General features: G+C 72.5%; 22 protein-coding genes. 17 read left to right on the top strand and 5 right to left on the bottom strand.

What is annotated here, in order from left to right; translation table 11 throughout:
* The first annotated feature begins 30 nt into the window (after positions 1-30).
* Positions 31-414: a thioredoxin gene (gene trxA / locus EUS26_RS12895; RefSeq protein WP_130014237.1), complete on the top strand. Its 384-nt coding sequence runs from the start codon at positions 31-33 to the stop codon at positions 412-414.
* A 9-nt stretch (positions 415-423) separates the two neighbouring features.
* On the opposite strand, the gene EUS26_RS12900 is transcribed toward trxA, so the two are convergent.
* On the bottom strand, positions 424-723 hold the full coding sequence (locus EUS26_RS12900) for an SCO4225 family membrane protein (RefSeq protein WP_130014238.1): 300 nt from the start codon (positions 721-723) through the stop codon (positions 424-426).
* 149 nt (positions 724-872) lie between these two features.
* Here EUS26_RS12900 and EUS26_RS12905 point away from each other — a divergent pair, with 149 nt between their 5' ends.
* The 5 genes from EUS26_RS12905 (at position 873) to EUS26_RS12925 (ending at position 4556) form a co-directional block, all read left to right on the top strand.
* Entirely contained in the window at positions 873-1589 is a 717-nt protein-coding gene (locus EUS26_RS12905; protein ID WP_130014239.1) for a GAF and ANTAR domain-containing protein, read from the top strand.
* A gap of 147 nt (positions 1590-1736) precedes the next feature.
* Positions 1737-2255 (top strand): DUF1269 domain-containing protein, encoded by a 519-nt coding sequence (locus EUS26_RS12910; protein ID WP_130014240.1) that lies wholly within the window; start codon positions 1737-1739, stop codon positions 2253-2255.
* A 29-nt stretch (positions 2256-2284) separates the two neighbouring features.
* The gene (locus EUS26_RS12915; protein ID WP_130014241.1) at positions 2285-3694 is read left to right on the top strand and encodes an ATP-binding protein; all 1410 of its coding nucleotides are present in this window, start codon (positions 2285-2287) and stop codon (positions 3692-3694) included.
* Between the two features lie 82 nt (positions 3695-3776).
* On the top strand, positions 3777-4205 hold the full coding sequence (locus tag EUS26_RS12920) for a DUF6325 family protein (protein WP_130014242.1): 429 nt from the start codon (positions 3777-3779) through the stop codon (positions 4203-4205).
* 9 nt (positions 4206-4214) lie between these two features.
* Entirely contained in the window at positions 4215-4556 is a 342-nt protein-coding gene (locus EUS26_RS12925) for an SHOCT domain-containing protein (protein WP_130014243.1), read from the top strand.
* 59 nt (positions 4557-4615) lie between these two features.
* Here EUS26_RS12925 and EUS26_RS12930 read toward each other — a convergent pair whose 3' ends face one another.
* Complete coding sequence (locus EUS26_RS12930; RefSeq protein ID WP_130014244.1) at positions 4616-5335, bottom strand: hypothetical protein; 720 nt, start codon at positions 5333-5335, stop codon at positions 4616-4618.
* A gap of 135 nt (positions 5336-5470) precedes the next feature.
* Between EUS26_RS12930 and EUS26_RS12935 the strand changes: the two genes are divergently transcribed.
* The 3 genes from EUS26_RS12935 (at position 5471) to EUS26_RS12945 (ending at position 9045) form a co-directional block, all read left to right on the top strand.
* Complete coding sequence (locus EUS26_RS12935; RefSeq protein ID WP_130014245.1) at positions 5471-6670, top strand: sensor histidine kinase; 1200 nt, start codon at positions 5471-5473, stop codon at positions 6668-6670.
* Positions 6651-7310, top strand: a complete 660-nt coding sequence (locus EUS26_RS12940; RefSeq protein WP_130014246.1) for a response regulator transcription factor — start codon at positions 6651-6653, stop codon at positions 7308-7310. Before EUS26_RS12935 ends, EUS26_RS12940 begins: the two co-directional genes overlap by 20 nt.
* A gap of 94 nt (positions 7311-7404) precedes the next feature.
* On the top strand, positions 7405-9045 hold the full coding sequence (locus EUS26_RS12945) for an esterase/lipase family protein (RefSeq protein ID WP_130014247.1): 1641 nt from the start codon (positions 7405-7407) through the stop codon (positions 9043-9045).
* 24 nt (positions 9046-9069) lie between these two features.
* Here EUS26_RS12945 and EUS26_RS12950 read toward each other — a convergent pair whose 3' ends face one another.
* Entirely contained in the window at positions 9070-9432 is a 363-nt protein-coding gene (locus EUS26_RS12950) for an ArsR/SmtB family transcription factor (protein ID WP_130014248.1), read from the bottom strand.
* A gap of 88 nt (positions 9433-9520) precedes the next feature.
* Between EUS26_RS12950 and EUS26_RS12955 the strand changes: the two genes are divergently transcribed.
* The 4 genes from EUS26_RS12955 to EUS26_RS12970 all read left to right on the top strand — a co-directional run bounded on the left by EUS26_RS12955 (position 9521) and on the right by EUS26_RS12970 (position 12155).
* Positions 9521-9988 (top strand): ArsI/CadI family heavy metal resistance metalloenzyme, encoded by a 468-nt coding sequence (locus EUS26_RS12955; RefSeq protein ID WP_130014249.1) that lies wholly within the window; start codon positions 9521-9523, stop codon positions 9986-9988.
* 83 nt (positions 9989-10071) lie between these two features.
* The gene (gene arsB / locus EUS26_RS12960) at positions 10072-11073 is read left to right on the top strand and encodes an ACR3 family arsenite efflux transporter (RefSeq protein WP_238148982.1); all 1002 of its coding nucleotides are present in this window, start codon (positions 10072-10074) and stop codon (positions 11071-11073) included.
* Positions 11070-11687 carry an arsenate reductase ArsC gene (locus tag EUS26_RS12965; RefSeq protein ID WP_130014251.1) on the top strand — a complete coding sequence of 206 codons (618 nt, stop codon included), beginning with the start codon at positions 11070-11072 and terminating at the stop codon, positions 11685-11687. Before arsB ends, EUS26_RS12965 begins: the two co-directional genes overlap by 4 nt.
* A 39-nt stretch (positions 11688-11726) precedes the next feature.
* Positions 11727-12155 carry an arsenate reductase ArsC gene (locus EUS26_RS12970; RefSeq protein ID WP_272947967.1) on the top strand — a complete coding sequence of 143 codons (429 nt, stop codon included), beginning with the start codon at positions 11727-11729 and terminating at the stop codon, positions 12153-12155.
* Positions 12156-12183: 28 nt separating this feature from the next.
* Here the strand turns inward: EUS26_RS12970 and EUS26_RS12975 are convergent, their stop codons facing one another.
* Both EUS26_RS12975 and EUS26_RS12980 read right to left on the bottom strand, forming a co-directional pair.
* On the bottom strand, positions 12184-13149 hold the full coding sequence (locus tag EUS26_RS12975) for an acetylxylan esterase (RefSeq protein ID WP_130014253.1): 966 nt from the start codon (positions 13147-13149) through the stop codon (positions 12184-12186).
* Positions 13143-14363 (bottom strand): ROK family transcriptional regulator, encoded by a 1221-nt coding sequence (locus EUS26_RS12980; RefSeq protein WP_130014254.1) that lies wholly within the window; start codon positions 14361-14363, stop codon positions 13143-13145. Before EUS26_RS12980 ends, EUS26_RS12975 begins: the two co-directional genes overlap by 7 nt.
* Before the next feature lie 96 nt (positions 14364-14459).
* Here EUS26_RS12980 and EUS26_RS12985 point away from each other — a divergent pair, with 96 nt between their 5' ends.
* The 4 genes from EUS26_RS12985 (at position 14460) to arfA (ending at position 19592) form a co-directional block, all read left to right on the top strand.
* Entirely contained in the window at positions 14460-15770 is a 1311-nt protein-coding gene (locus EUS26_RS12985; protein ID WP_238148976.1) for an endo-1,4-beta-xylanase, read from the top strand.
* A 50-nt stretch (positions 15771-15820) separates the two neighbouring features.
* A complete protein-coding gene (locus EUS26_RS12990; protein ID WP_130014255.1) occupies positions 15821-16984 on the top strand; it encodes an endo-1,4-beta-xylanase in 1164 nt (387 codons plus the stop codon).
* A gap of 68 nt (positions 16985-17052) precedes the next feature.
* Positions 17053-18072: a LacI family DNA-binding transcriptional regulator gene (locus tag EUS26_RS12995; protein ID WP_130014256.1), complete on the top strand. Its 1020-nt coding sequence runs from the start codon at positions 17053-17055 to the stop codon at positions 18070-18072.
* Positions 18069-19592, top strand: a complete 1524-nt coding sequence (arfA, locus tag EUS26_RS13000) for an arabinosylfuranosidase ArfA (RefSeq protein WP_238148977.1) — start codon at positions 18069-18071, stop codon at positions 19590-19592. The genes EUS26_RS12995 and arfA overlap by 4 nt, the downstream gene beginning before the upstream one ends.
* Positions 19593-19684: the final 92 nt, after the last annotated feature.

Genomic DNA, 19684 nt, shown 5'->3' on the forward strand with positions numbered 1-19684 from the left:
AAGACCAGGGGTGCTCGCGTTGGAACCGCCATGAGCACCGTAGACCTGACCGCAGACACCTTCGAGCAGACCGTCACCGACAACGACATCGTCCTGGTCGACTGGTGGGCCGAGTGGTGCGGCCCGTGCAAGATGTTCGCGCCGAACTACGAGGAGGCCTCCGAGAAGTACGACGACGTCGTCTTCGGCAAGGTCGACACCGAGGACCAGCAGGCCCTGGCGCAGGGCGCGGGCATCAGCTCGATCCCCACGATCATGGCCTTCAAGGAGGGCGTGCTCGTCTTCCGCCAGGCCGGTGCCCTGCCGGCACGCGACCTCGAGTCGGTCGTCGACCAGGTGCGCGCTCTCGACATGGACGAGGTGCGCGCCAAGCTGGCCGAGGCCGAGCAGGAGCAGGCGTCGCAGCAGGCCTGAGGCGAGTCCTCAGGCCCTGCGGGCGGCGCGGCGGCGGGCCACGAGGCGCGCCACGGCGTAGATGATGGCCGCGTTGACCGCTGCACCGACGACGACACCGATGGTCCCGGAGACAGCCCCGTCGACGTCCGTTCCTGCGGCGTCGACGACGCTGGTCACCGCGACCGACCACGGCAGCGTCAGGATGACGGCGAACACGCCGGAGAGGGAGTCGTCACTGACGAGGATCAGCAGCACCGCGACGACGACCAGCGCCAGGTAGACGAGGACCGCGATGACAGGGGCGCGCCGCGGCGTCGGATCAGCCATGAGGGTCTCCCACTCTGCAAGGTGATGGTCGACATCATGCCACGGTCGATCCCGGACCGCCTGGCGTCGCGGCGGCCGCGCCACGGGTCGGCTCGAGCGGTCGGCCGACGCCGCTTGGCAACCGTCGGCGCAGCGAGGACACTGAGGTGATGACCCCGGACAGCCTGCCCGAGCTCATGGCTCAGGCAGCCCGGGACCTGCAGCACCAGTCGGGCACGGACGCCACCATGCAGACGGCGGTGGACGTGGCACTGCGGGACATCGACGGCGCTGAGGCCATCGGCCTGTCGATGGTGACGCGACGGCGTGAGGTGGAGACGCTCGCCGCCACAGCACCCGAGGCACGGCTGGCCGACGTCCTGCAGTACCGGCACGACGAAGGGCCCTGCCTCGACGCCGTCTGGGAGCACCGCGTCGTGCACAGCAGAGATCTGCGTCAGGAGAGCCGCTGGCCCCGGTGGGCGGCGCAGGCGTCGGCGGAGACCGGCTACCGGAGCATGATGGCCTTCCAGCTCTTCACGACCTCCGACCGGCTGGGCGCTCTCAACCTCTACTCCACCCAGGTGGACGGGTTCGACACCACCGACCGGGACCACGGTCTGGCCCTGGCGGCGCACATCTCGGTCGCCGTGCGGAGCGCGCAGCAGATCCAGAACCTCCAGGCCGCGCTCGACAGCCGCACGGTCATCGCCCAGGCCGTGGGCATCCTCATGGAGCGGTACGACCTGGAGCCCGACGGCGCGTTCTTCGTGCTGACGAGGGTCTCGACGACCACCAACAGCAAGCTGCGGGACCTGGCCGAGCAGCTCTGCACGACCGGAGGACTGCCGCATCTCGGGGACGGGTCGGGCGCAGCCACGGGCTGACCCGTCCTCCGTGACGGAGGCTCTGGAGCAGGATCGGACGTCAGCCCGCTCACACCTGTGGACGGGGTGCGCGATGACGTGCCAGACTCACCCGCAAGGATGGGGCTGCCATCTTGGCCGGTCCCGCCGACGACGGGAGGATGTGGCATGGCGACTCTGACGGTGTGGAAGTTCGACGACCCGCTGCGGGCCGAGCAGGTCCGGGCCCAGGTCATCGAGCTGCAGAAGAAGCAGCTCATCACGGTGCACGACGCGGTGGTCGTGTCCTGGCCCGAGGACAAGAAGAAGCCGCGGACCCAGCAGGCCTTCTCCCCCACGGGTGCGGGGGCCTCGGGAGGAGCGTTCTGGGGTCTCCTCTTCGGCATCATCTTCTTCGTCCCGCTCTTCGGTATGGCGTTCGGCGCGGCCATGGGGGCGCTGGCCGGGTCGATGCGCGACTTCGGGATCAGCGACGAGTTCATCGAGACCGTCCGGGAGAAGGTCACGCCCGGCACGTCCGCCCTCTTCCTCATGTCCAGCGGTGGCGTGCGGGACCGCATCGCCGAGGAGCTGGGAGACCACCAGGGCGAGCTGATCGCCACCAACCTCAGCGTGGATGACGAGGCCGCGGTCCGCGACATGTTCGGCTCCGAGGAGCAGTCGGCGGACCAGGGCGACCGGGCCTGACCGGCCACTCGCGGGAAGCTGGTGACCAGGTGACCCCGTCGTCCGACGGCAGCGGCGCCGATCAGCTCGAGGAGAGGCGCACGACCTTCCTGGACTCGCCGGATGGCCGGTCGTTCCGGGTCCGGGGGTCGTGGATCCCGCCGAGGGTGGGCGGCTTCCTCGTCGTGCAGAGCGACGAGACCAGGCTCCTGGGCCAGGTGGAACGGCTCGAGGCCTCGGGGCGGGACGAGCACGTGGCAGCCGGGACCATCGTCGCGCTCGACGGGGCCCCACCCGCGCCGGTGCCCAGCCCGGTGGACGTGCACCGCGCCTCGGACGAAGAGGTCGCCGCCGCGGTCTCCGGGACGGACCGGCGGTTGCACCTGGGCCGGCTGCAGGCCGCGCCGGAGGTGCCGGTGGGCGTCGTCGCCCGCAAGCTGAACCGGCATACCTTCTGGTGTGGCCAGAGCGGGTCGGGCAAGACGTATGCCCTCGGGGTGCTGCTCGAGCGCATCCTCACCGCCACCGGGCTGCCGGTGCTGGTGCTCGACCCCAACAGCGACTTCGTGCACCTGGACACGACCGTTCCGGGGGCAGACCCGCAGGAGTCGGGGCCGCTCGCCGCCCGCGACGTGCAGGTGCTGCGCCCCGAGAGCGACGAGCACCCGCTGCGCATCCGGTTCACCGACCTCAGCGCACGGTCCAAGGCGGCGGTCCTGCGGCTGGACCCGGTCGTCGACCGGGTGGAGTACAACGCCCTGCTGCAGCTGTCGGCGTCCTTCTCCGAGCACGGCGTCGCCGACGTGCTGCCCACGCTGCACGGCGCGGGGACGCCCGAGGCGACCATGCTGGCGCAACGCATCGAGAACCTCGGGCTGCTGGAGTGGAGGACGGTCTGGTCCGACCACACCACCTCGGCCACGGACGTGCTCGACCGTCGCCCCAGCGCGACCGTGCTCGACCTGGGCGGCTACGACCAGCAGGAGGAGCAGCTGGCCATCGCGCTGGGCGTGCTCGACCACCTCTGGGAGCACCGGTCCGAGCGCCGCCCCCTGCTCATCGTGGTCGACGAGGCGCACAACCTGTGCCCACCGGAGGCCGAGACGCCGCTGGGCGTCGCGGTGCGCGACCGCCTGGTCCAGATCGCCGCCGAGGGCCGGAAGTACGGCTTGTGGCTCCTCGTCTCGACCCAGCGCCCGTCCAAGGTGCACCCCGGGATCATCACCCAGTGCGACAACCTCACCCTGATGCGGATGACGTCCCGGTCGGACCTGGAGCAGCTGGCGAGCATCTTCGGGCACGTCCCCGGGGCCATGCTGCAGCAGGCGGCCCAGTTCCGGCTGGGCGAGGCCCTGGTCGCCGGCCCCTTCGTGCCGCGTCCGAGCATCGTCCAGATGCGGGACCGGGTGACCGAGCAGGGCGGCTCGGACGTCCCCGTCCCGCTGCGCGAGGACGGGTGACCACCGTGTCAAGGCGTCCGCAGCCCGGTAGCACATCGCCGTCGTCGTCCACGCAGCGTCCGCGCTGGTGAGGAGAAGTGGTATGAGGTCATCCACCTACGGTCCGGTCGAGCTGCACCTGGTGGGGTTCGAGGGTGACCGTCCAGATCCCGGTGCCCTTGCTGCCCTGCGTGAGCTCGTCGACAGCGGCCTGCTCCGGCTGCTGGACCTCGTCGTCGTCTCCCGGTCCGAGCAGGGAGAGCTGACGACGCAGGAGATGTCCGAGGGGTCGCAGGACTGGGACGTGTCCGGCCTCGAGCCCGCCGAGACCGGTCTGGCGGGCGAGGAGGACCTCGAGGAGCTCGCCGCCACGCTCGAGGCCGGCACGTCCGGGGTCGTCGTCGTCTTCGAGCTCGTCTACGCGCGCACCCTGGCGGAGCGTCTTGCCGCAGCGGGCGCGACCGTCCTGCGCACCGAACGGATCCCCGCGCCCGTCGTCAACGAGCTGCTCCGGTCAGCCGAACAGGTCTAGGAGAGTCACATGCCCATCGGTCGAGTCGGTCGTCCGGGCCTCATCGGTCTGGCCGCCCGCACCGCAGTCATCGCCGGCACCGCCCAGGCGGTGAGCGGAGGGATGGCCCGCAACCAGCAGGCGCGTGCTCAGCAGGCTGCCCAGCAGCAGGAGTACGCCGACGACCAGCAGCGGGCACAGATGGAGGCGGCCGCGCAGGCCGCCGCCGCGGCATACCCCCCTCCCCCGACGCCCTCACCCGCCCCGACGACAGATCTCATCGGCGAGCTCCAGAAGCTCGCCGCCCTCCAGCAGGCGGGTGTGCTGACCGACGCGGAGTTCTCCGCGGCGAAGGCCAAGCTGTTGTCCTGAGCCCGCACCGGGAGGCGCGGCCCCGTGACCAGTCATGGGGCCGCGCCTCGGGTGGCTGCTCAGGGCCGCCGCAGGGTCAGCCCGAGCCAGGTGAACCACAGGATGAGGCCGAGCCCGAAGACCGACGTCGCCAGGTCGGAGGCGGCCGGCACGACGGTCGCCATCCCGACGGCCGCCAGACCGAGCGCCAGTCCGGCGAGCGGCGCCGACAGCGTGCGGGCCCGCAGCGCCGCGAGGCCGACCGCGGCGGCCCACAGGGCCCCGGCCACCTCGACGCCGCCACCCAGGCCGTCCTGCACGACCCCGACCGAGACCCAGGTGCTCAGGGCGAGGTCGGGGTGCTGCTCGTGCAGGGTGACCGCCGCGTGCTGCCCGACGAGGGCGATGCTGCCGCTGGCGACCAGCAACCCGGACCAGATGAGGCCGAGGGCGGTGCTCACCCGGGACAGCGCCGGTGCCGCGGCGAGACGCTGGCCGACCCCCAGCGAGACGACAGCCATCGCGGCCCCGCCCAGGAGGTAGAGCACCAGGTACCAGGCAGACAGCTCGACGTGGTGGCCGAGCAGGTGGTCGAGCGAGCCCGCCGGGTCATCGACCGGCGCCGCGAACCCTCCCGGGACCAGGTAGATGGCCATGGCCATGAATCCCACGACGTAGGTGCCGGCGACGACCTGGGCGGCGGTACCGGCTGCGCCGACGAGGGCGGGGACGTGCGGGGCGGGCGTCGGTGCGGAGACGCTCGCGGCCGGGTGGGACGGGGTCTGGGTGTCGTGTGTCATGACTCCACCGTGGCCGCGTGCAACGGTCTGCCACATCGGAGGTCGGGCCACCACCGGCTCGTGCCCAGGTGCCGTCGTGGCTGGCCGAAAGGACGACCTAGACGCCGGGGGCCCGCCTGCCTCTAGGCTGGAGACATGGCCGCAGCCGCGCTGCGCGCGCTCTGGGACGAACCGCGGGCCGTGGCACCGGCGGGGACGGCGTGGTGGGACCGGGCCCTGGTCGCCGGGCTCGTGCCGGTGACGGTCCTCGAGGCAGGCCTCCGGACCGACATGGTGTGGCCGGTCTGGCAGGCGGTGTGGGCACTGGTCTGTGCCGCCACGCTGCTCGGGCGTCGCCAGCACCCGGTGACGATGCTCGTGCTCGCCTACGGGGCGCAGACGGTGGCCGGTGTGGTCCCCGCCCTGGCCGGCCAGCCCTACAGCGTGCTCAACGTCACCGCGGTCGTGCTCCTCCTCGCGTACTCCCTGGGGCGGTGGGCCAGCGGCCGCGGCGTGCTCGTCGGGTCGGCCTTCCTGCTGGCGACCCACCTGCTGCGCGAACCGCTCTACGCCTCCAGCGGCGCGTCCATGGCCATCGGCGTCGGTGCGCTGATGCTGCCGGTCGCCCTGGGGGTCCTGACGCGGTCCTGGGCGTCGTCGCAGGTGCGCGCCAAGGAGGCGGTGCGGATGCGGGAGCGCGAGCGCCTGGCCCGCGACCTGCACGACACGGTGGCCCACCACGTCTCCGGCATCCTCCTGCACGCCCGCGCTGCCAGGGTGCGGGCGCGGACCGATCCCGGGGCGGCGGCCGCCGCGATGGACGACGTGGAGGGCGCCGCCCAGCGCACGCTGGACGACATGCGTGCCATGGTCGCCCTCCTGCGCGGCACGGACGAGGACGGCCCGGGCCGGACGCCACCGCCCGGGGCCGGGGACATCGCGATGCTGGCGGATGTGCACAGCGGAGGCCCGGGGATCTCCGTGTCGCTCGACGACGACCTCTGCCACCTCGCCGGCCCGGTCGGGTCGGCGCTCTACCGCGCCGCCCAGGAGGCGGTGACGAACGCCCGGCGCCACGCCGTCGAGCCCACCCGGGTGGCGATCTCGTTGACCCGGGGAGCGGGGACGGCGCGGCTGCGGGTCCACGACGACGGCCGGGTGACCCCCACCCGGACGCGCCGCGCGACCCCGGCGTACGGCCTGGCGGGTATGCGCGAGCGCTTCAGCCTGCTGGGCGGGACGGTGCGGGCCGGTCCGGACCCCGCCGGCGGGTGGACCGTGGAGGCCGTCGTCCCCCTCCCCGCGGGGGCCGGGCGACACGACGGGGAGGAGACCGATGCGGGTGCTCATCGCTGACGACCAGGACATGGTCCGGGTCGGGCTCGCGACCATCCTGGACGCTCAGCCGTCGATCGAGGTGGTCGGGCAGGCGCGGGACGGGCTGGAGGCGGTCGCGCTGGTCCGGTCCCTGCGCCCGGACGTCTGCCTCTTCGACATCCGGATGCCGCACCTCGACGGGATCGAGGCGACCAGACGGGTGGCCGGTCCCGAGGTGGTTGAACCGGTCCCCGTCATCGTCATCACGACGTTCGACGAGGACGAGTACGTCTACGACGCGCTGCGGGCCGGTGCCCGGGGGTTCCTCCTCAAGGACGCCGACCCGGACCTGCTCGCTCGCGCCGTCCGAGCGGCGGCGGACGGTGACGCGCTCATCGCCCCCGCGGTGACGGCACGGCTCCTGCGGACCTTCGCCGCGGGCCGGGAGGGGGCGGCCCGGCAGCCCGTCGAACCGCTGACGGCACGGGAGGATGAGGTCCTCGACCTCCTGGCGGCCGGCCGGACGAACACCGAGATCGCCGGTGAGCTCTATCTCTCGCTGAGCACGGTGAAGACCCACGTCGGCGCGATCATGGCGAAGGTCGGGGCCCGCAACCGGGTCGAGGTCGTCATCTGGGCGTTCGAGAGCGGCTTCGTCGACCGCGCACCTCGGCGCTGACCCCGGCCTGCGGCTCGCAGATTGCCCCTTCCGCCCGTCCCCGCTCTGTGCTAGACCACGAGGGAGAGGATGACCATCGCTCTGAGGAGTCCCGATGGATGCTGTGACGACCCGACCGCTGATCCTCGTGCGTGGGTTCGGCGGCCTGGACATCTCCTCCGAGCAGGCCAACGCCTACCAGGGCTTCAACGAGGGCACGGTCTACCCGGGCCGGCGCGGTGACAACTACATCTACGAGGGCTTCCTCCTGCGTGCGCTGAAGTCGACGAACTACCCCTACACCGACGCCACGAACGTGGTGGGGTACTACTCCAGCCCGGTCACCTCCCCCGGTGGCGACCTGGGGGGCTGGGACCCCCAGGACACCGAGGGCACGGTGGTCGTCGACCACGTGGTCGCGGCCCGGGTCCTGAGGGAGGCGGCCAACGGGACGCTGTGGGTGTACCGGTTCTACGACCTGTCCCCGCGGTCGCTGGAGCGGTACGGCGAGGGGCTCGAGCAGCTCGTCGGGTTGATCCGCAAGGCCGTGGAGCGACAGCGACCGGGGAGCTTCGACGGGGTGGACCTGGTGTGCCACAGCATGGGTGGGCTCGTGATGCGGGAGGCGCTGCTCGCCATGGACCGGCGGGAGCAGGGGTCGGCAGCGCGCCTGGTGCACCGCGTCGTGACCCTGGGGACCCCGCACCGCGGCATCGCCTTCCAGCGCCTCCCCCGTTGGCTCGTCGACTCGCTCCCGGGCGCCCGGGCGGGGTCGGACGAGCTGGAGTCGTTCTCCCCCGACAGCACAGGGTTCCTCGAGCTGGAGAAGGTGTTCCCGGTCCAGCGCATCCTGACCGTCGTGGGCACCAACTACCGCAGCTACGCGGTGGGCGCGGCCAGCGTGCTCAACCGGCTCTCGACCCTGCTCGACGAGGGCAGCCTGGCGACCAACCGGAGCGACGGTCTCGTCAAGCACTCGGCCGCCCAGCTGCCCGGCGCGCCGCGCACCTTCGTGCACAAGAGCCACGGTGGGCCGGACTCGGTCGTGAACTCACGCGAGACCTACGAGATCGCGATGCGCTTCCTCCACGGCACGCACAAGGTCTTCCTCTGGCTGGAGCGGGCCCGGATCACCCGCGGCAAGGACTGGTTCGGCAGCAGCGAGTTCTACTTCGGCGTCAGCATCAAGCCGAGGTATGTCGACTTCGAGCTCTTCCACCAGAGCCCCGAGGCGGAGAACTGCTACGGACCGTTCCGCAGGGACGACCTCGGCGACGACCTCCCCGACCTGGCGAGCGAGCTGCGCAAGCCGCTGTCCCACCAGGGTGACGAGACCACCGGCTGGGCCGGTCCGGACCGGCTCATCTGGGAGGGGTGGATGGACGGACGGCCCCGGCCGGGGGCGAACGGGCCGGGGCTGGTCTTCCGTCTCGACCTCTATGTCGGGGAGCGCGACAGCCGGGGCATCGGCTTCTCCGACAACGTCATCTTCCGCAAGCAGTACTACGTCCAGGTCTTCCCGGGCACCACCCGCGCGGAGCTCTTCCTCCACACCGGCGAGCAGTACCTCGGCGACCGCGACGCCAGGACCGTCGACGAGCTGCGCCGGCTCGCAACGGAGCACGAGCACCTCGGCGTGAAGGCGCCCGTGCAGCACCTCACGGAGATCGGGTCCCGGCCCGGGTGGTTCCTCGACGTGGAGGGCACCGGCTTCTCCGCGCGGCTGCGCGTCGCCATCGCCCGGAACCGGGCCTGACGAGGCGTCCCGACGGCCGCTGCGCTACACCTCCAGGGCGCGGCGGGCCAGGGAGAGCCGGTCGGGCACGAGGGTGAACCACGCCCACTGACCGCGGCGCTCACGGGTGAGCAGTCCGGCCTCGACGAGGATCTTGAGGTGATGGCTCACCGTGGGCTGGGCGATGCCGAGGGGGGCGGGCAGGTCGCACGCGCACACCTCCATCCCGGGGGAGCAGCGCACGATGCCGAGGATCTGCAGGCGCACCGGGTCCGCGACGGCCTTGAGGAGACGGGCCACGAGCTCAGCGTCCGCACGCATGACGGGCGAGCTGCCCTCGGTGGCGCAGCAGCGCTCGACCGCCTGGGCGAGCTCGGCGCGGCCGTCGGGCACTGGTGCGATCGTCATACCTCCATATTGACATATGTCGATCTGAGGTGCCACGATCTATCCCATCGACACCCATCGATATGCCTCGTCTGGAAGGAACCGCCACATGAGCCGCGTGCAGCTCGCTCTCGACGTCGTCGACCTCGACGCGTCCGTCGACTTCTACTCCACCCTCTTCGGCGTCGGCCCGCACAAGCGCCGCCCGGGCTACGCCAACTTCGCCATCACCGAGCCGCCGCTCAAGCTCGTGCTCATCCAGACCGACCAGACCACCCGCGGCAGCGGCCCCAAGGGTGCCCTGAACCACCTCGGCGTCGAGGTCGACAGCGTCGAGGAGGTGGCAGGGGCTCGCACCCGCCTGACGGACAGCGGTCTGGCCACCTTCGACGAGAACGACACCACGTGCTGCTACGCCCTGCAGGACAAGGTCTGGGTGCACGACCCCGCCGGGGCCCCCTGGGAGGTCTACGTCGTCAAGGACGAGAACCCTGCGGACGCCCGTCCCGCCACGTCGTCGCTGCCGGTCCTGGACCTCGCCCCGGAGTGCTGCGCGCCCGCCGGTGCCGACGCGTGACGACCGTCCAGGACGCGCCGACGCAGGTGGGCGGCCGGCTGTCCACCCTCGACCGTTACCTGCCCGTCTGGATCGGGGTCGCCATGGTCCTCGGGCTCGCGCTGGGCCGGGCGGTCCCCGGGCTGGGCCCGACGCTCGACGCGGTGCAGCTGCACGGCATCTCGCTCCCCATCGCCGTGGGGCTGCTGGTCATGATGTACCCGCCGTTGGCCAAGGTGCGGTACGACCGCCTCGGAGCGGTGACGTCCGACCGTCGGCTGCTGGTCGCCTCGCTGGTCCTCAACTGGGTCTTCGGCCCCGCCCTGATGTTCGCCCTCGCGTGGATGCTCCTGCCCGACCTGCCCGAGTACCGCACCGGCCTCGTGATCGTCGGACTCGCCCGCTGCATCGCGATGGTCATCATCTGGAACGACCTGGCGTGCGGCGACCGCGAGGCCGCCGCCCTGCTCGTCGCCCTGAACTCGGTGTTCCAGGTCGTCGCCTTCGCCGGGCTCGGATGGTTCTACCTGACCCTCCTGCCCGGGTGGCTCGGCCTGGAGCAGAGCGCCCTCGACGTCTCCTTCGCCCAGATCGCGGTCTCCGTGCTCGTCTTCCTCGGCGTCCCGCTGCTCGCCGGATACCTGTCCCGCATCCTGGGCGAACGGGCCAGGGGCCGGGAGTGGTACGAGGACACCTTCCTGCCGCGCATCTCTCCGCTGGCGCTGCTCGGGCTGCTGTTCACGATCGTCCTGCTCTTCGCCCTGCAGGGCGAGCGCATCACGAGCCAGCCCCTCGACGTCGCCCGGATCGCCCTGCCGCTCCTGGCCTACTTCGCCATCATGTGGGGCGGTGGCTACGCCCTCGGGAACGCCCTGGGCCTCGGCTACGAGCGCACCACCACCCTGGCCTTCACCGCCGCCGGCAACAACTTCGAGCTCGCCATCGCGGTCGCGGTCGCCACCTTCGGGGTCACCTCGGGCCAGGCCCTGGCCGGCGTCGTCGGGCCGCTCATCGAGGTGCCCGTCCTCGTCGCCCTCGTCTACGTGTCACTGGCCCTGCGACGCCGCTCCGGGGCCAGCCCCTCCCCCACCCAGGAGACAGCATGACCACCACCCGGCCCGACGCCTACACCGCTATCGTCGAGGACCTGACGTACTCCTACGAGGGGACCTTCTCCCGCGAGTCGGTCCAGCTCGCCGTGGACCAGGCCCGGCAGCAGCTGGAGACCGTCTCGACGATCCCCACGTTCCTTCCCGTGCTCGTGGCCAAGGACGCACGGGAACGGCTGAGCGCGGCAGCCCAGGCAGAGGGACGCCTCACCAAGAAGGTCCCCGAGCTGCTGTTCGTGTGCGTGCACAACGCCGGCCGCTCCCAGATGGCCGCAGCCCTGGCCGAGCACCTGTCCAACGGGCGCGTGCACGTGCGGTCCGCCGGCTCACGCCCCTCCCAGGAGCTCAACCCGCTGGTCGTCCAGGTCCTGGCGGAACGAGGGATCTCCCTGACCGAGGCGTACCCCAAGCCCCTCACCGACTCCGTGACCCGCGCCGCCGACGTCATCATCACCATGGGCTGCGGCGACGCCTGCCCCGTCTACCCGGGCCGCCGCTACGAGGACTGGAAGGTTCCCGACCCCGACGGCGCCGACCTCGACACCGTGCGCGACATCCGCGACGACCTCCAGGCCCGCGTCACTGCGCTCCTGCGCGACGTCCTGGACTAGACCTCATCACGCCCCCTTCCCACCGCCCCAGGAGTGCCCGTGACCAGCAACCCCCCACCCTCCGTCCTCTTCGTCTGCGTGCACAACGCCGGACGCTCACAGATGGCCCAGGCCTGGCTCGCCCACCTCGCCGGCGACGCCGTCGAGGTCCGGTCCGCCGGGTCCGCACCCGCGGACACGGTCAACCCCGCCGCGGTCGAGGCCATGCGCGAGGTCGGCATCGACATCAGCCAGGCCCGCCCCGCCGTCCTCACCACCGACTCCGTCCGACGCTCCGACGTCGTCGTCACCATGGGCTGCGGCGACGCCTGCCCCATCTTCCCCGGGAAACGCTACGAGGACTGGCCGGTGGACGACCCCGCCGGCCAGGGCGTGGAGGCCGTGCGTCCCATCCGGGACGCCATCCGCGGGCGGGTCGTCGACCTGCTCACCTCCCTGGGCGTCGCCGTCCCGGCCTCGGACGGGTAGGCGTACCCGCGAGCACTCCCCCGGGTGCTCACGCCCCGAGCACCCCGCCCAACCACGCGACCGTGCGCAGCCACTGCTCCTGGGCGCCGCCCTCGTGGTCGTTGAACGGGTAGATCTCGAGCTGCGGCGGGGTGGGGAGCGCGTGGGCCGCGGCGAAGACCGTCGACGGCGGGCAGGTGGCGTCCATGAGCGCGACCGACACCATGGTGGGCACGGTGATGCGCCGGGCCATGGTGACCCCGTCGACGTAGGACAGCGTGCGGAACACCTGCTCGGCGGCGTTGCGGTGCACCGCGAGGTAGGCGGTGATCTCGGCGTAGGGCGCGGCGTCGGTGACAGCCAGGGCCCGCTCGAAGTGGCACAGGAAGGGCACGTCGGCGTTGACCGCGGCGACGTCACGGTGCAGCGCGCCGGCGGCGAGCGCCAGCCCCCCGCCCTGGCTGGTGCCAGCCACGGCGACCCGCCGGGGGTCGACGTCCGGACGCGTGAGCACGTGGTCGACGGCGCGGACCGCGTCGGTGACGAGCCGGCGGTAGTAGTAGGTCTGCGGCGACTCGATCCCTCGCGTCATCACGCCGGGGAAGGCCGGTCCGGAGCCGTGCGGGTCCGGGGTGCCTCCGCCGGAGCCCCAGGTGGACGCCTGGCCCCGGGTGTCCATGACGAGGTGCGCGAAGCCCGACGCCGCATACCCCAGGCGCTCGTGCGGCAGGCCGCGACCGCCGCCGTAGCCGAGGAACTCGACCACGCAGGGCAGCCGCTCCTGCGACCGGGGCGCGACGAACCACGCCCGGACCGGCTCGCCGCCGAACCCGGGGAAGGTCACGTCCTCGACCCGCACCTGCGTCACCGGGGTGGCGGCCGGGACACTGGTCGCCTCCGCACCGGCCGCCCGGGCCTGGACCAGGGTCGAGGACCAGAAGTCGTCGAAGTCCTCCGGCTCGGGCACCTCCGGACGGTAGGTGCGCAGCTGCTCCAGCGGCAGGTCGGTCAGCACGCTTCTCCTCCCCCGGCGGCCAGGACGACGGCGGGGCTCGTCACGACCTGGGTCAGGTGCACCAACGCCCCGCCGGTGGCCCCCGCGACGTCGTCGGGGTCCTGGCAGACCTCCAGGGGCATCCAGCCCGCGGCCATGACCCGGGCCCGCACCCGTGCCTCGACGACGGGGGCGATGCGCGGCGCCAGGTCGCCGATCTCGCCGCCGAGCACGATCGTCGGCACGTCGAGCAGGTTGACGACGCCGGCGAGGACCACCCCGAGCGCCTCGGCGGCGAGCTCGATCGCCTCCCGGCTGCCGGCGTGCCCCTCCTCGGCCCGCTGCCCGAGCTCGGCGAGCGTCGTGGACGGGGGCAGGCCCGCGCGACGGGTCATGGCGAGGCGACCCGCATACCGCTCCAGGCACCCGTCGGAGCCGCAGGGGCAGGGGTCCCCGCCCGGCCGGAACGGCATGTGACCGATCTCCCCGGCGAAACCGTGCAGCCCGGACTGCACCAGCGAGTCCGTGACGACCGCGCCGCCGATGCCGATCTCGCCGGAGACGTAGACGAAGTGGCTCGATCGACCCCGCCGGCCGGGTGCGGGCTGGGCGAAGGCGTGAGCGCCGAGGTTGGCCTCGTTGCCCAGTGTCAGGGGTATGTCGTGCAGCTGACCACGCAGGCCCGCCACGGGCTCGACGTCGCGCCAGTCGAGGTTGGGGGCCCGCAGCAGGCGTTCCCCGGAGGCGTCCACCACCCCGGGCAGCGCCAGGCCCGCCCCCACGATCCGGCCGTGCTCGGGAGCCGCCGGCAGGACCTCGGCGAGGTGCCCACCCAGCAGACCGAGCGCCCGCGCCGGGTCGGAGCCGACGAGGTCGGGCTCGGACCGTGACTCGGCGACGACCTCGCCCCGCAGGTCGATGAGGCGGGCCGCGACGTGCGCCGCGTTGACCTGCAGCCCCACCGCGCAGATGCGGCGCGCCGGTCGCAGCGGCGTCGCGGGACGTCCCGGACCGGCCAGCCGCGCGGTGCCCTCGTCGACCAGGCCGCCGGCGACCAGCTCGTCGACGAGCCGCGAGACCGTCGAGCGGGTCAGACCGGTCGCCGACGCCACACCTGCCCGCGACACCGGTTCGGGCGAGGCGCACACGCACCGCAGGACCACGGCCAGGTTGCTCTCGCGCAGCGTCGACTGGTGGGCGAGGACCGGAGCGGCCGCTGCGGCGAGGGTGGGCATGCGCCCAGCCTACGCACCGGCAGGGGTTGCGTGGTGGAGGACGACGGGTTAGTTTTGCCGAGATAGTTTTGGGACACAACCAATGGAGGTATCCCGGTGGCCGCACCCCGCTCCCCCTCGACGGCGCTGCGACCGGACCCGTCGCTCGCGCACCGGACAGCCGCCACGGTCATCGAGGTCCGGGACGCCCACGGGAGGCCCGTGGTCGACACGGACGTGGTGGTGGAGCAGCTCGAGCACGCCGTCGGTCTCGGCTGCATCGGCTTCGAGCTGCTCCCGCCCGCCGCCACGTCGGCGCACGAAGAGGTCGGGGCCGACGACCCGGACGACCGCGAGCGTGACGTCATGGCGGCCCAGTGGCTGGAGCTGTTCAACACCGCGACGCTGCCCTTCTACTGGGGACAGTTCGAGGCGCGGGAGGGCTCGCCGGAGACCGATCGGCTGCACCGGGGCGCCGAGTGGTTCGCCGGGCACGGGGTACGCCTCAAGGGCCACCCCCTCGCCTGGCACACGCTGGCTCCCCAGTGGCTGCTGGGACGCGACCCGGAGACGGTGGAAGGACTCCTGCGCCAGCGGATCACCCGCGAGGTCACGGGTTTCGCCGGGCTGATCGACACCTGGGACGCCATCAACGAGGCCGTGATCATGCCCGACTTCCAGGCCGAGGACAACGCCGTCACCCCGCTGGCCCGGCACCTCGGGCGCGTCGGCATGGTCCGCCTCGCCGTCGAGACGGCCCGGGCCGCGCATCCCTCGGTCACGCTGCTGCTCAACGACTTCGACATGTCACCGGCCTACGACGCGCTCGTCGAGGAGGTCCTCGACGCCGGCATCCAGGTCGACGCGATCGGGCTGCAGAGCCACATGCACCAGGGCTGGTGGGGCGAGGAGCGCACGCTGGAGATCCTCGCCCGGTTCTCCCGCCACGGGCTGCCCCTGCACCTGACCGAGACCACGCTGGTCTCAGGGGACCTCATGCCGTCCCACGTCGAGGACCTCAACGACCACGTCGTCCAGCCGGGCGGCTGGCCCAGCACCCACGAGGGTGAGGCCCGGCAGGCGGAGGAGATCGAGCGCCACTACCGGACCGTCCTGTCGCACCCCGCAGTCGAGTCCCTCACCTACTGGGGGCTGTGGGACCGCTGGGCGTGGCTGCACGCGCCGGCCGGCCTGGTGCGCCGGGACGGCTCGCGCAAACCCGCCTACGAGGCGCTCCGGCGTCTGGTCAAGGAGGAGTGGTGGCTCGGACCGACGACGGTGCGCACGGACGCCGACGGTCGCGTCCCGCTCACCGGGTGGCTCGGCCGGTATGCCGTCCGCCTCCCCGAGGGCGCCACGGCGGAGGTCGAGCTGACCCAGGACACCCCGTCCGTCACCGCCCGCGCCGACGTCACCGCAGCTGCCTGACCACCCCATACCCCCCTCCGTCCATCACCACCGTCAAAGGAGACACCACGATGCGACACCCCTTCCGTTCCCTGGCGCTGGGCGTCCTCGGCACCGCCGTGGCCGCAGGCGCCCTCGTGCCCGCAGCCTCGGCCGCCCCGCCGGAGCACTCCCACGGCCACCAGGACACCCTGCGCCGCCAGGCACCCCGCGACCTCGAGATCGGCAGTGCCGCCTGGGGCCAGCGCGACCTGACGGGCTACGACAAGCACGACCCCACCGACTACCAGCGCGTCCTGGCCCGCGAGTTCGGCTCGATCACCCCAGAGAACGACATGAAGTGGGCCGAGATCCACCCCGAGCCCGGGGTCTACGACTTCAGCGGCGCCGACGCGGTCATGGACTTCGCCCGCGCCCACCACCAGGAGGTCCGTGGGCACACCCTGCTCTGGCACAGCCAGAACCCGCAGTGGGTCATCGACGCCAGCGACGACTGGACCTGCCAGGAGGCGCGGGACGTGCTCGAGGACCACGTCCGCACGGTCGTCGGGCGCTACGCGGGCGAGATCTACGAGTGGGACGTCGCCAACGAGATCTTCCAGGACGACTGGGACACCGGCGGGGTCCGCCTCCGGACCGAGGCCAACCCCTTCCTGAAGGCGTGCGCCGAGGACCCGGTGGCGCTCATCGGCGACACCTTCCGCTGGGCGCACGAGGTCGACCCGAAGGCCAGGCTGTTCCTCAACGACTACAACGCCGAGGGGGTCAACACCAAGACCGACGCCTACTACGCGCTGGCCCAGGAGCTGCTGGCCGACGGGGTGCCCCTGCACGGTTTCGGCGCCCAGGGCCACCTGAGCCTGATGTACGGCTTCGACACCTCCATCCAGGCCAACTTCGAGCGTTTCGCGGCCCTCGGTCTGGACGTCGCCGTCACGGAGGCTGATGTGCGGGTCCCGATCCCCGACGGCCAGGACGGGCCGACGGCCGAGCAGGTGACGCTGCACGCCGAGCGCCACGACGCCATGCTCGAGGCCTGCCTGGCCGTGCCGTCGTGCACGTCCTTCACGGTCTGGGGCTTCCCGGACGCCAACTCGTGGGTGCCCGACGTCTTCCCCGGGGAGGACTGGGCCACGATCTTCACCGACGACTTCGGCCCGAAGCCCGCCTACCACGCGATGCTCGCGTCGCTGCGCGAGGCGACGCCCGGCGTCTCCCCGCGCTCGGGCCGCTGACCCTCGGACGACGCGCGGCAGGACCTGCCCTGAGCAGGTCCTGCCGCGCACCCGTCGATAATGGCGCCATGATCACCGGTGGACGCGTGCGGATGGAGGACGTCGCGCGCCAGGCCGGCGTCTCCGTGGCGACGGTCTCCAAGGTCGTGAACGGCAGGTATGGCGTCTCCGCCGCCACCACGGCGCGGGTGCACACCGTCATCGCCGAGCTGGGCTACGAGACCAGCCTGCTGGCCCGCAGCCTGCGCAGCGCGCACACCGGCATCCTCGGGGTGCTGGTCGCCGAGTTCGAGCCGTTCAGCACCGAGCTGCTCAAGGGTGTCTCCGGGGCGATGGCCGACACCGACTACGAGCTGCTGGCCTTCGCCGGCGCCACCCACGGCGAGACCGTCGGTTGGGAACGGCGCTCGCTGCGCCGCCTGGGGGGCACCCTGCTGGACGGCGCGATCATCGTCACGCCCACCGTGGTCGAGCCCGGGGCCGCGATGCCGGTGGTCGCCATCGACCCGCACACCGGCAGCCACGACGTCCCGACCGTGGAGTCCGACAACGTGGGGGGCGCCCGCTCCGCCGTCGAGCACCTGGTGGGGATGGGTCACACCCGCATCGGGATGATCCGTGGGCGTGAGGACCTCGAGTCGGCCAGGCTGCGCGAGCAGGGATTCCGCCAGGCCATGGCCGCCGCCGGGCTGCGGGTCGACGAGACCCTGCTGGCCACCGGTTCCTTCCGCGCAGAGTCGGCCGTCGGTCCGGCCCACCTCATCCTCGACCGCAAGGACCGTCCGACGGCGGTCTTCGCCGCCAACGACCTCATGGCGCTGCGCACCGTGGAGGTCGCGCGCCAGCTGGGCCTGCGGGTGCCGCAGGACCTGTCCGTCGTCGGGTTCGACAACGTGCCTGAGTCGGCCGTCAGCGAACCGGCGCTCACGACCGTGGCCCAGCCGCTGCGCGACCTCGGCCGCACGGCGCTGGACATGTTGCTCACCCTGCTGGCCGGCGAGGAGCTCGAGCGCACGCACGTGCGCCTGCAGACCCGCCTCGTCACGCGCGCCTCCACGGCCCCGCCCGGCCCGGAGGGCCCCCGGTGAGCGGGCTGCCGGCCCGGGTGTCGGTCGACCCGGCCTTCGTGGTCGCCGCGGTGAACCGTCGGCTCTTCGGCTCCTTCGTCGAGCACATGGGCCGGTGCGTCTACACCGGTCTCTACGAGCCCGGCCACCCCAGGGCCGACGCGGACGGCTTCCGGGAGGACGTGCTCGAGCTCGTCCGCGAGCTCGGCGTGACCACCGTGCGCTACCCCGGGGGAAACTTCGTCTCCGGCTACCGCTGGGAGGACGGCGTGGGCCCGCGGGAGGACCGACCGACCCGGCTGGAGCCGGCGTGGCGGAGCGTGGAGACCAACGCGTTCGGGCTGGGCGAGTTCATGCGGTGGGTCGAGCAGGCCGGTGTCGAGCCGATGATAGCCCTCAACCTGGGCACCCGCGGCATCCAGGAGGCGATGGACCTGCTGGAGTACGCCAACCACCCCTGCGGCACCGCGCTGTCGGACCTGCGGGTCGCGCACGGGGCGCCCGAGCCCTACGGCATACGCCTGTGGTGCCTGGGCAACGAGATGGACGGCCCCTGGCAGCTCGGCCACCGGACGGCCGAGGAGTACGGCCGGCTCGCGGCGGAGACCGCCCGGGCCATGCGCCAGCTCGACCCCGACCTGGAGCTCGTCGCCTGCGGGTCCTCCAGCCGGGACATGCCGACCTTCGGGGCCTGGGAGGCGACCGTCCTCGAGCACACCTACGACGTGGTCGACCACATCTCCGCGCACGCCTACTACCAGCTGGAGGGCGACGACCACGCCAGCTTCCTGGCCTCGTCGGCCGACATGGACCGCTTCATCGAGCAGGTCGTCGCCACCGCCGACCACGTCGGCGCGCGCCTCGGGTCGGACCGGCGCATCGACATCTCCTTCGACGAGTGGAACGTGTGGTACCTGGACCAGTGGCAGGAGCAGGAGCACACCCCCACCGACCGGTGGGAGGTCGCGCCGCGCCGGAGCGAGGACACCTACACCCTGCTCGACGCGGTGGTCGTGGGCTCGCTGCTCATCACCCTGCTCCGCCACGCCGACCGGGTCACGGCGGCATCCCAGGCCCAGCTCGTCAACACCCTGTCGCTCATCCGCACCGAGCCCGGCGGGCCGGCCTGGCGGCAGTCCACCTTCCACCCCTTCGCCCTGACCTCCCGGCACGCCACCGGGACGGTGCTGGACCTGCGGGTGCAGGCGCCCACCCTGCAGACCCGGCGTCACGGCGAGGTCCCCGTGCTCGATGCGGTCGCGACGCACGACCCCGACGCCGGACGCCTGGCCGTCTTCGTGGTCAACCGTCACCCCACCGAGACGGTGACCCTCGCCACCGGTCTGCACGGCCTCGGCGGCGCCACCCTGGTGGAGGCGGTCGTGCTGAGCGGCCCGGACCCGACCGCCGCCAACACCCAGCAGGATCCCGACCGTGTCGTGCCCCACGAGCACCCGCACGCGGACGTGGTCGACGACGAGCTCAGGGCGGAGCTCCCACCGGCCTCGTGGAGCATGTTCCTCCTCGACACGAGCCGCTGAGACGGGGCGGGAGGCTCACGCCCACCCGACCTCGGGGTCCGCTGCCGACGACGGGACCCCGCCCGGCACCGCGGGAGGTACGGACGGGGCCC

The sequence above is a fragment of the Serinicoccus sediminis genome (assembly GCF_004153545.1).
Classification (GTDB): Bacteria; Actinomycetota; Actinomycetes; order Actinomycetales; family Dermatophilaceae; genus Ornithinicoccus; species Ornithinicoccus sediminis_A.

What these genes read in the sequence shown, in the direction of transcription:
- trxA (WP_130014237.1), top strand. Translation starts at nt 31, where the DNA reads ATGAGCACCGTAGACCTGACCGCAGACACCTTCGAGCAGACCGTCACC.
- EUS26_RS12950 (WP_130014248.1), bottom strand. Translation starts at nt 9,432, where the DNA reads ATGACGATCGCACCAGTGCCCGACGGCCGCGCCGAGCTCGCCCAGGCG.
- EUS26_RS12905 (WP_130014239.1), top strand. Translation starts at nt 873, where the DNA reads ATGACCCCGGACAGCCTGCCCGAGCTCATGGCTCAGGCAGCCCGGGAC.
- EUS26_RS12930 (WP_130014244.1), bottom strand. Translation starts at nt 5,335, where the DNA reads ATGACACACGACACCCAGACCCCGTCCCACCCGGCCGCGAGCGTCTCC.
- EUS26_RS12920 (WP_130014242.1), top strand. Translation starts at nt 3,777, where the DNA reads ATGAGGTCATCCACCTACGGTCCGGTCGAGCTGCACCTGGTGGGGTTC.
- EUS26_RS12980 (WP_130014254.1), bottom strand. Translation starts at nt 14,363, where the DNA reads ATGCCCACCCTCGCCGCAGCGGCCGCTCCGGTCCTCGCCCACCAGTCG.
- EUS26_RS12900 (WP_130014238.1), bottom strand. Translation starts at nt 723, where the DNA reads ATGGCTGATCCGACGCCGCGGCGCGCCCCTGTCATCGCGGTCCTCGTC.
- EUS26_RS12940 (WP_130014246.1), top strand. Translation starts at nt 6,651, where the DNA reads ATGCGGGTGCTCATCGCTGACGACCAGGACATGGTCCGGGTCGGGCTC.
- EUS26_RS12945 (WP_130014247.1), top strand. Translation starts at nt 7,405, where the DNA reads ATGGATGCTGTGACGACCCGACCGCTGATCCTCGTGCGTGGGTTCGGC.
- EUS26_RS12955 (WP_130014249.1), top strand. Translation starts at nt 9,521, where the DNA reads ATGAGCCGCGTGCAGCTCGCTCTCGACGTCGTCGACCTCGACGCGTCC.
- arsB (WP_238148982.1), top strand. Translation starts at nt 10,072, where the DNA reads ATGGTCCTCGGGCTCGCGCTGGGCCGGGCGGTCCCCGGGCTGGGCCCG.
- EUS26_RS12910 (WP_130014240.1), top strand. Translation starts at nt 1,737, where the DNA reads ATGGCGACTCTGACGGTGTGGAAGTTCGACGACCCGCTGCGGGCCGAG.
- EUS26_RS12995 (WP_130014256.1), top strand. Translation starts at nt 17,053, where the DNA reads ATGATCACCGGTGGACGCGTGCGGATGGAGGACGTCGCGCGCCAGGCC.
- EUS26_RS12990 (WP_130014255.1), top strand. Translation starts at nt 15,821, where the DNA reads ATGCGACACCCCTTCCGTTCCCTGGCGCTGGGCGTCCTCGGCACCGCC.
- EUS26_RS12935 (WP_130014245.1), top strand. Translation starts at nt 5,471, where the DNA reads ATGGCCGCAGCCGCGCTGCGCGCGCTCTGGGACGAACCGCGGGCCGTG.
- EUS26_RS12925 (WP_130014243.1), top strand. Translation starts at nt 4,215, where the DNA reads ATGCCCATCGGTCGAGTCGGTCGTCCGGGCCTCATCGGTCTGGCCGCC.
- EUS26_RS12965 (WP_130014251.1), top strand. Translation starts at nt 11,070, where the DNA reads ATGACCACCACCCGGCCCGACGCCTACACCGCTATCGTCGAGGACCTG.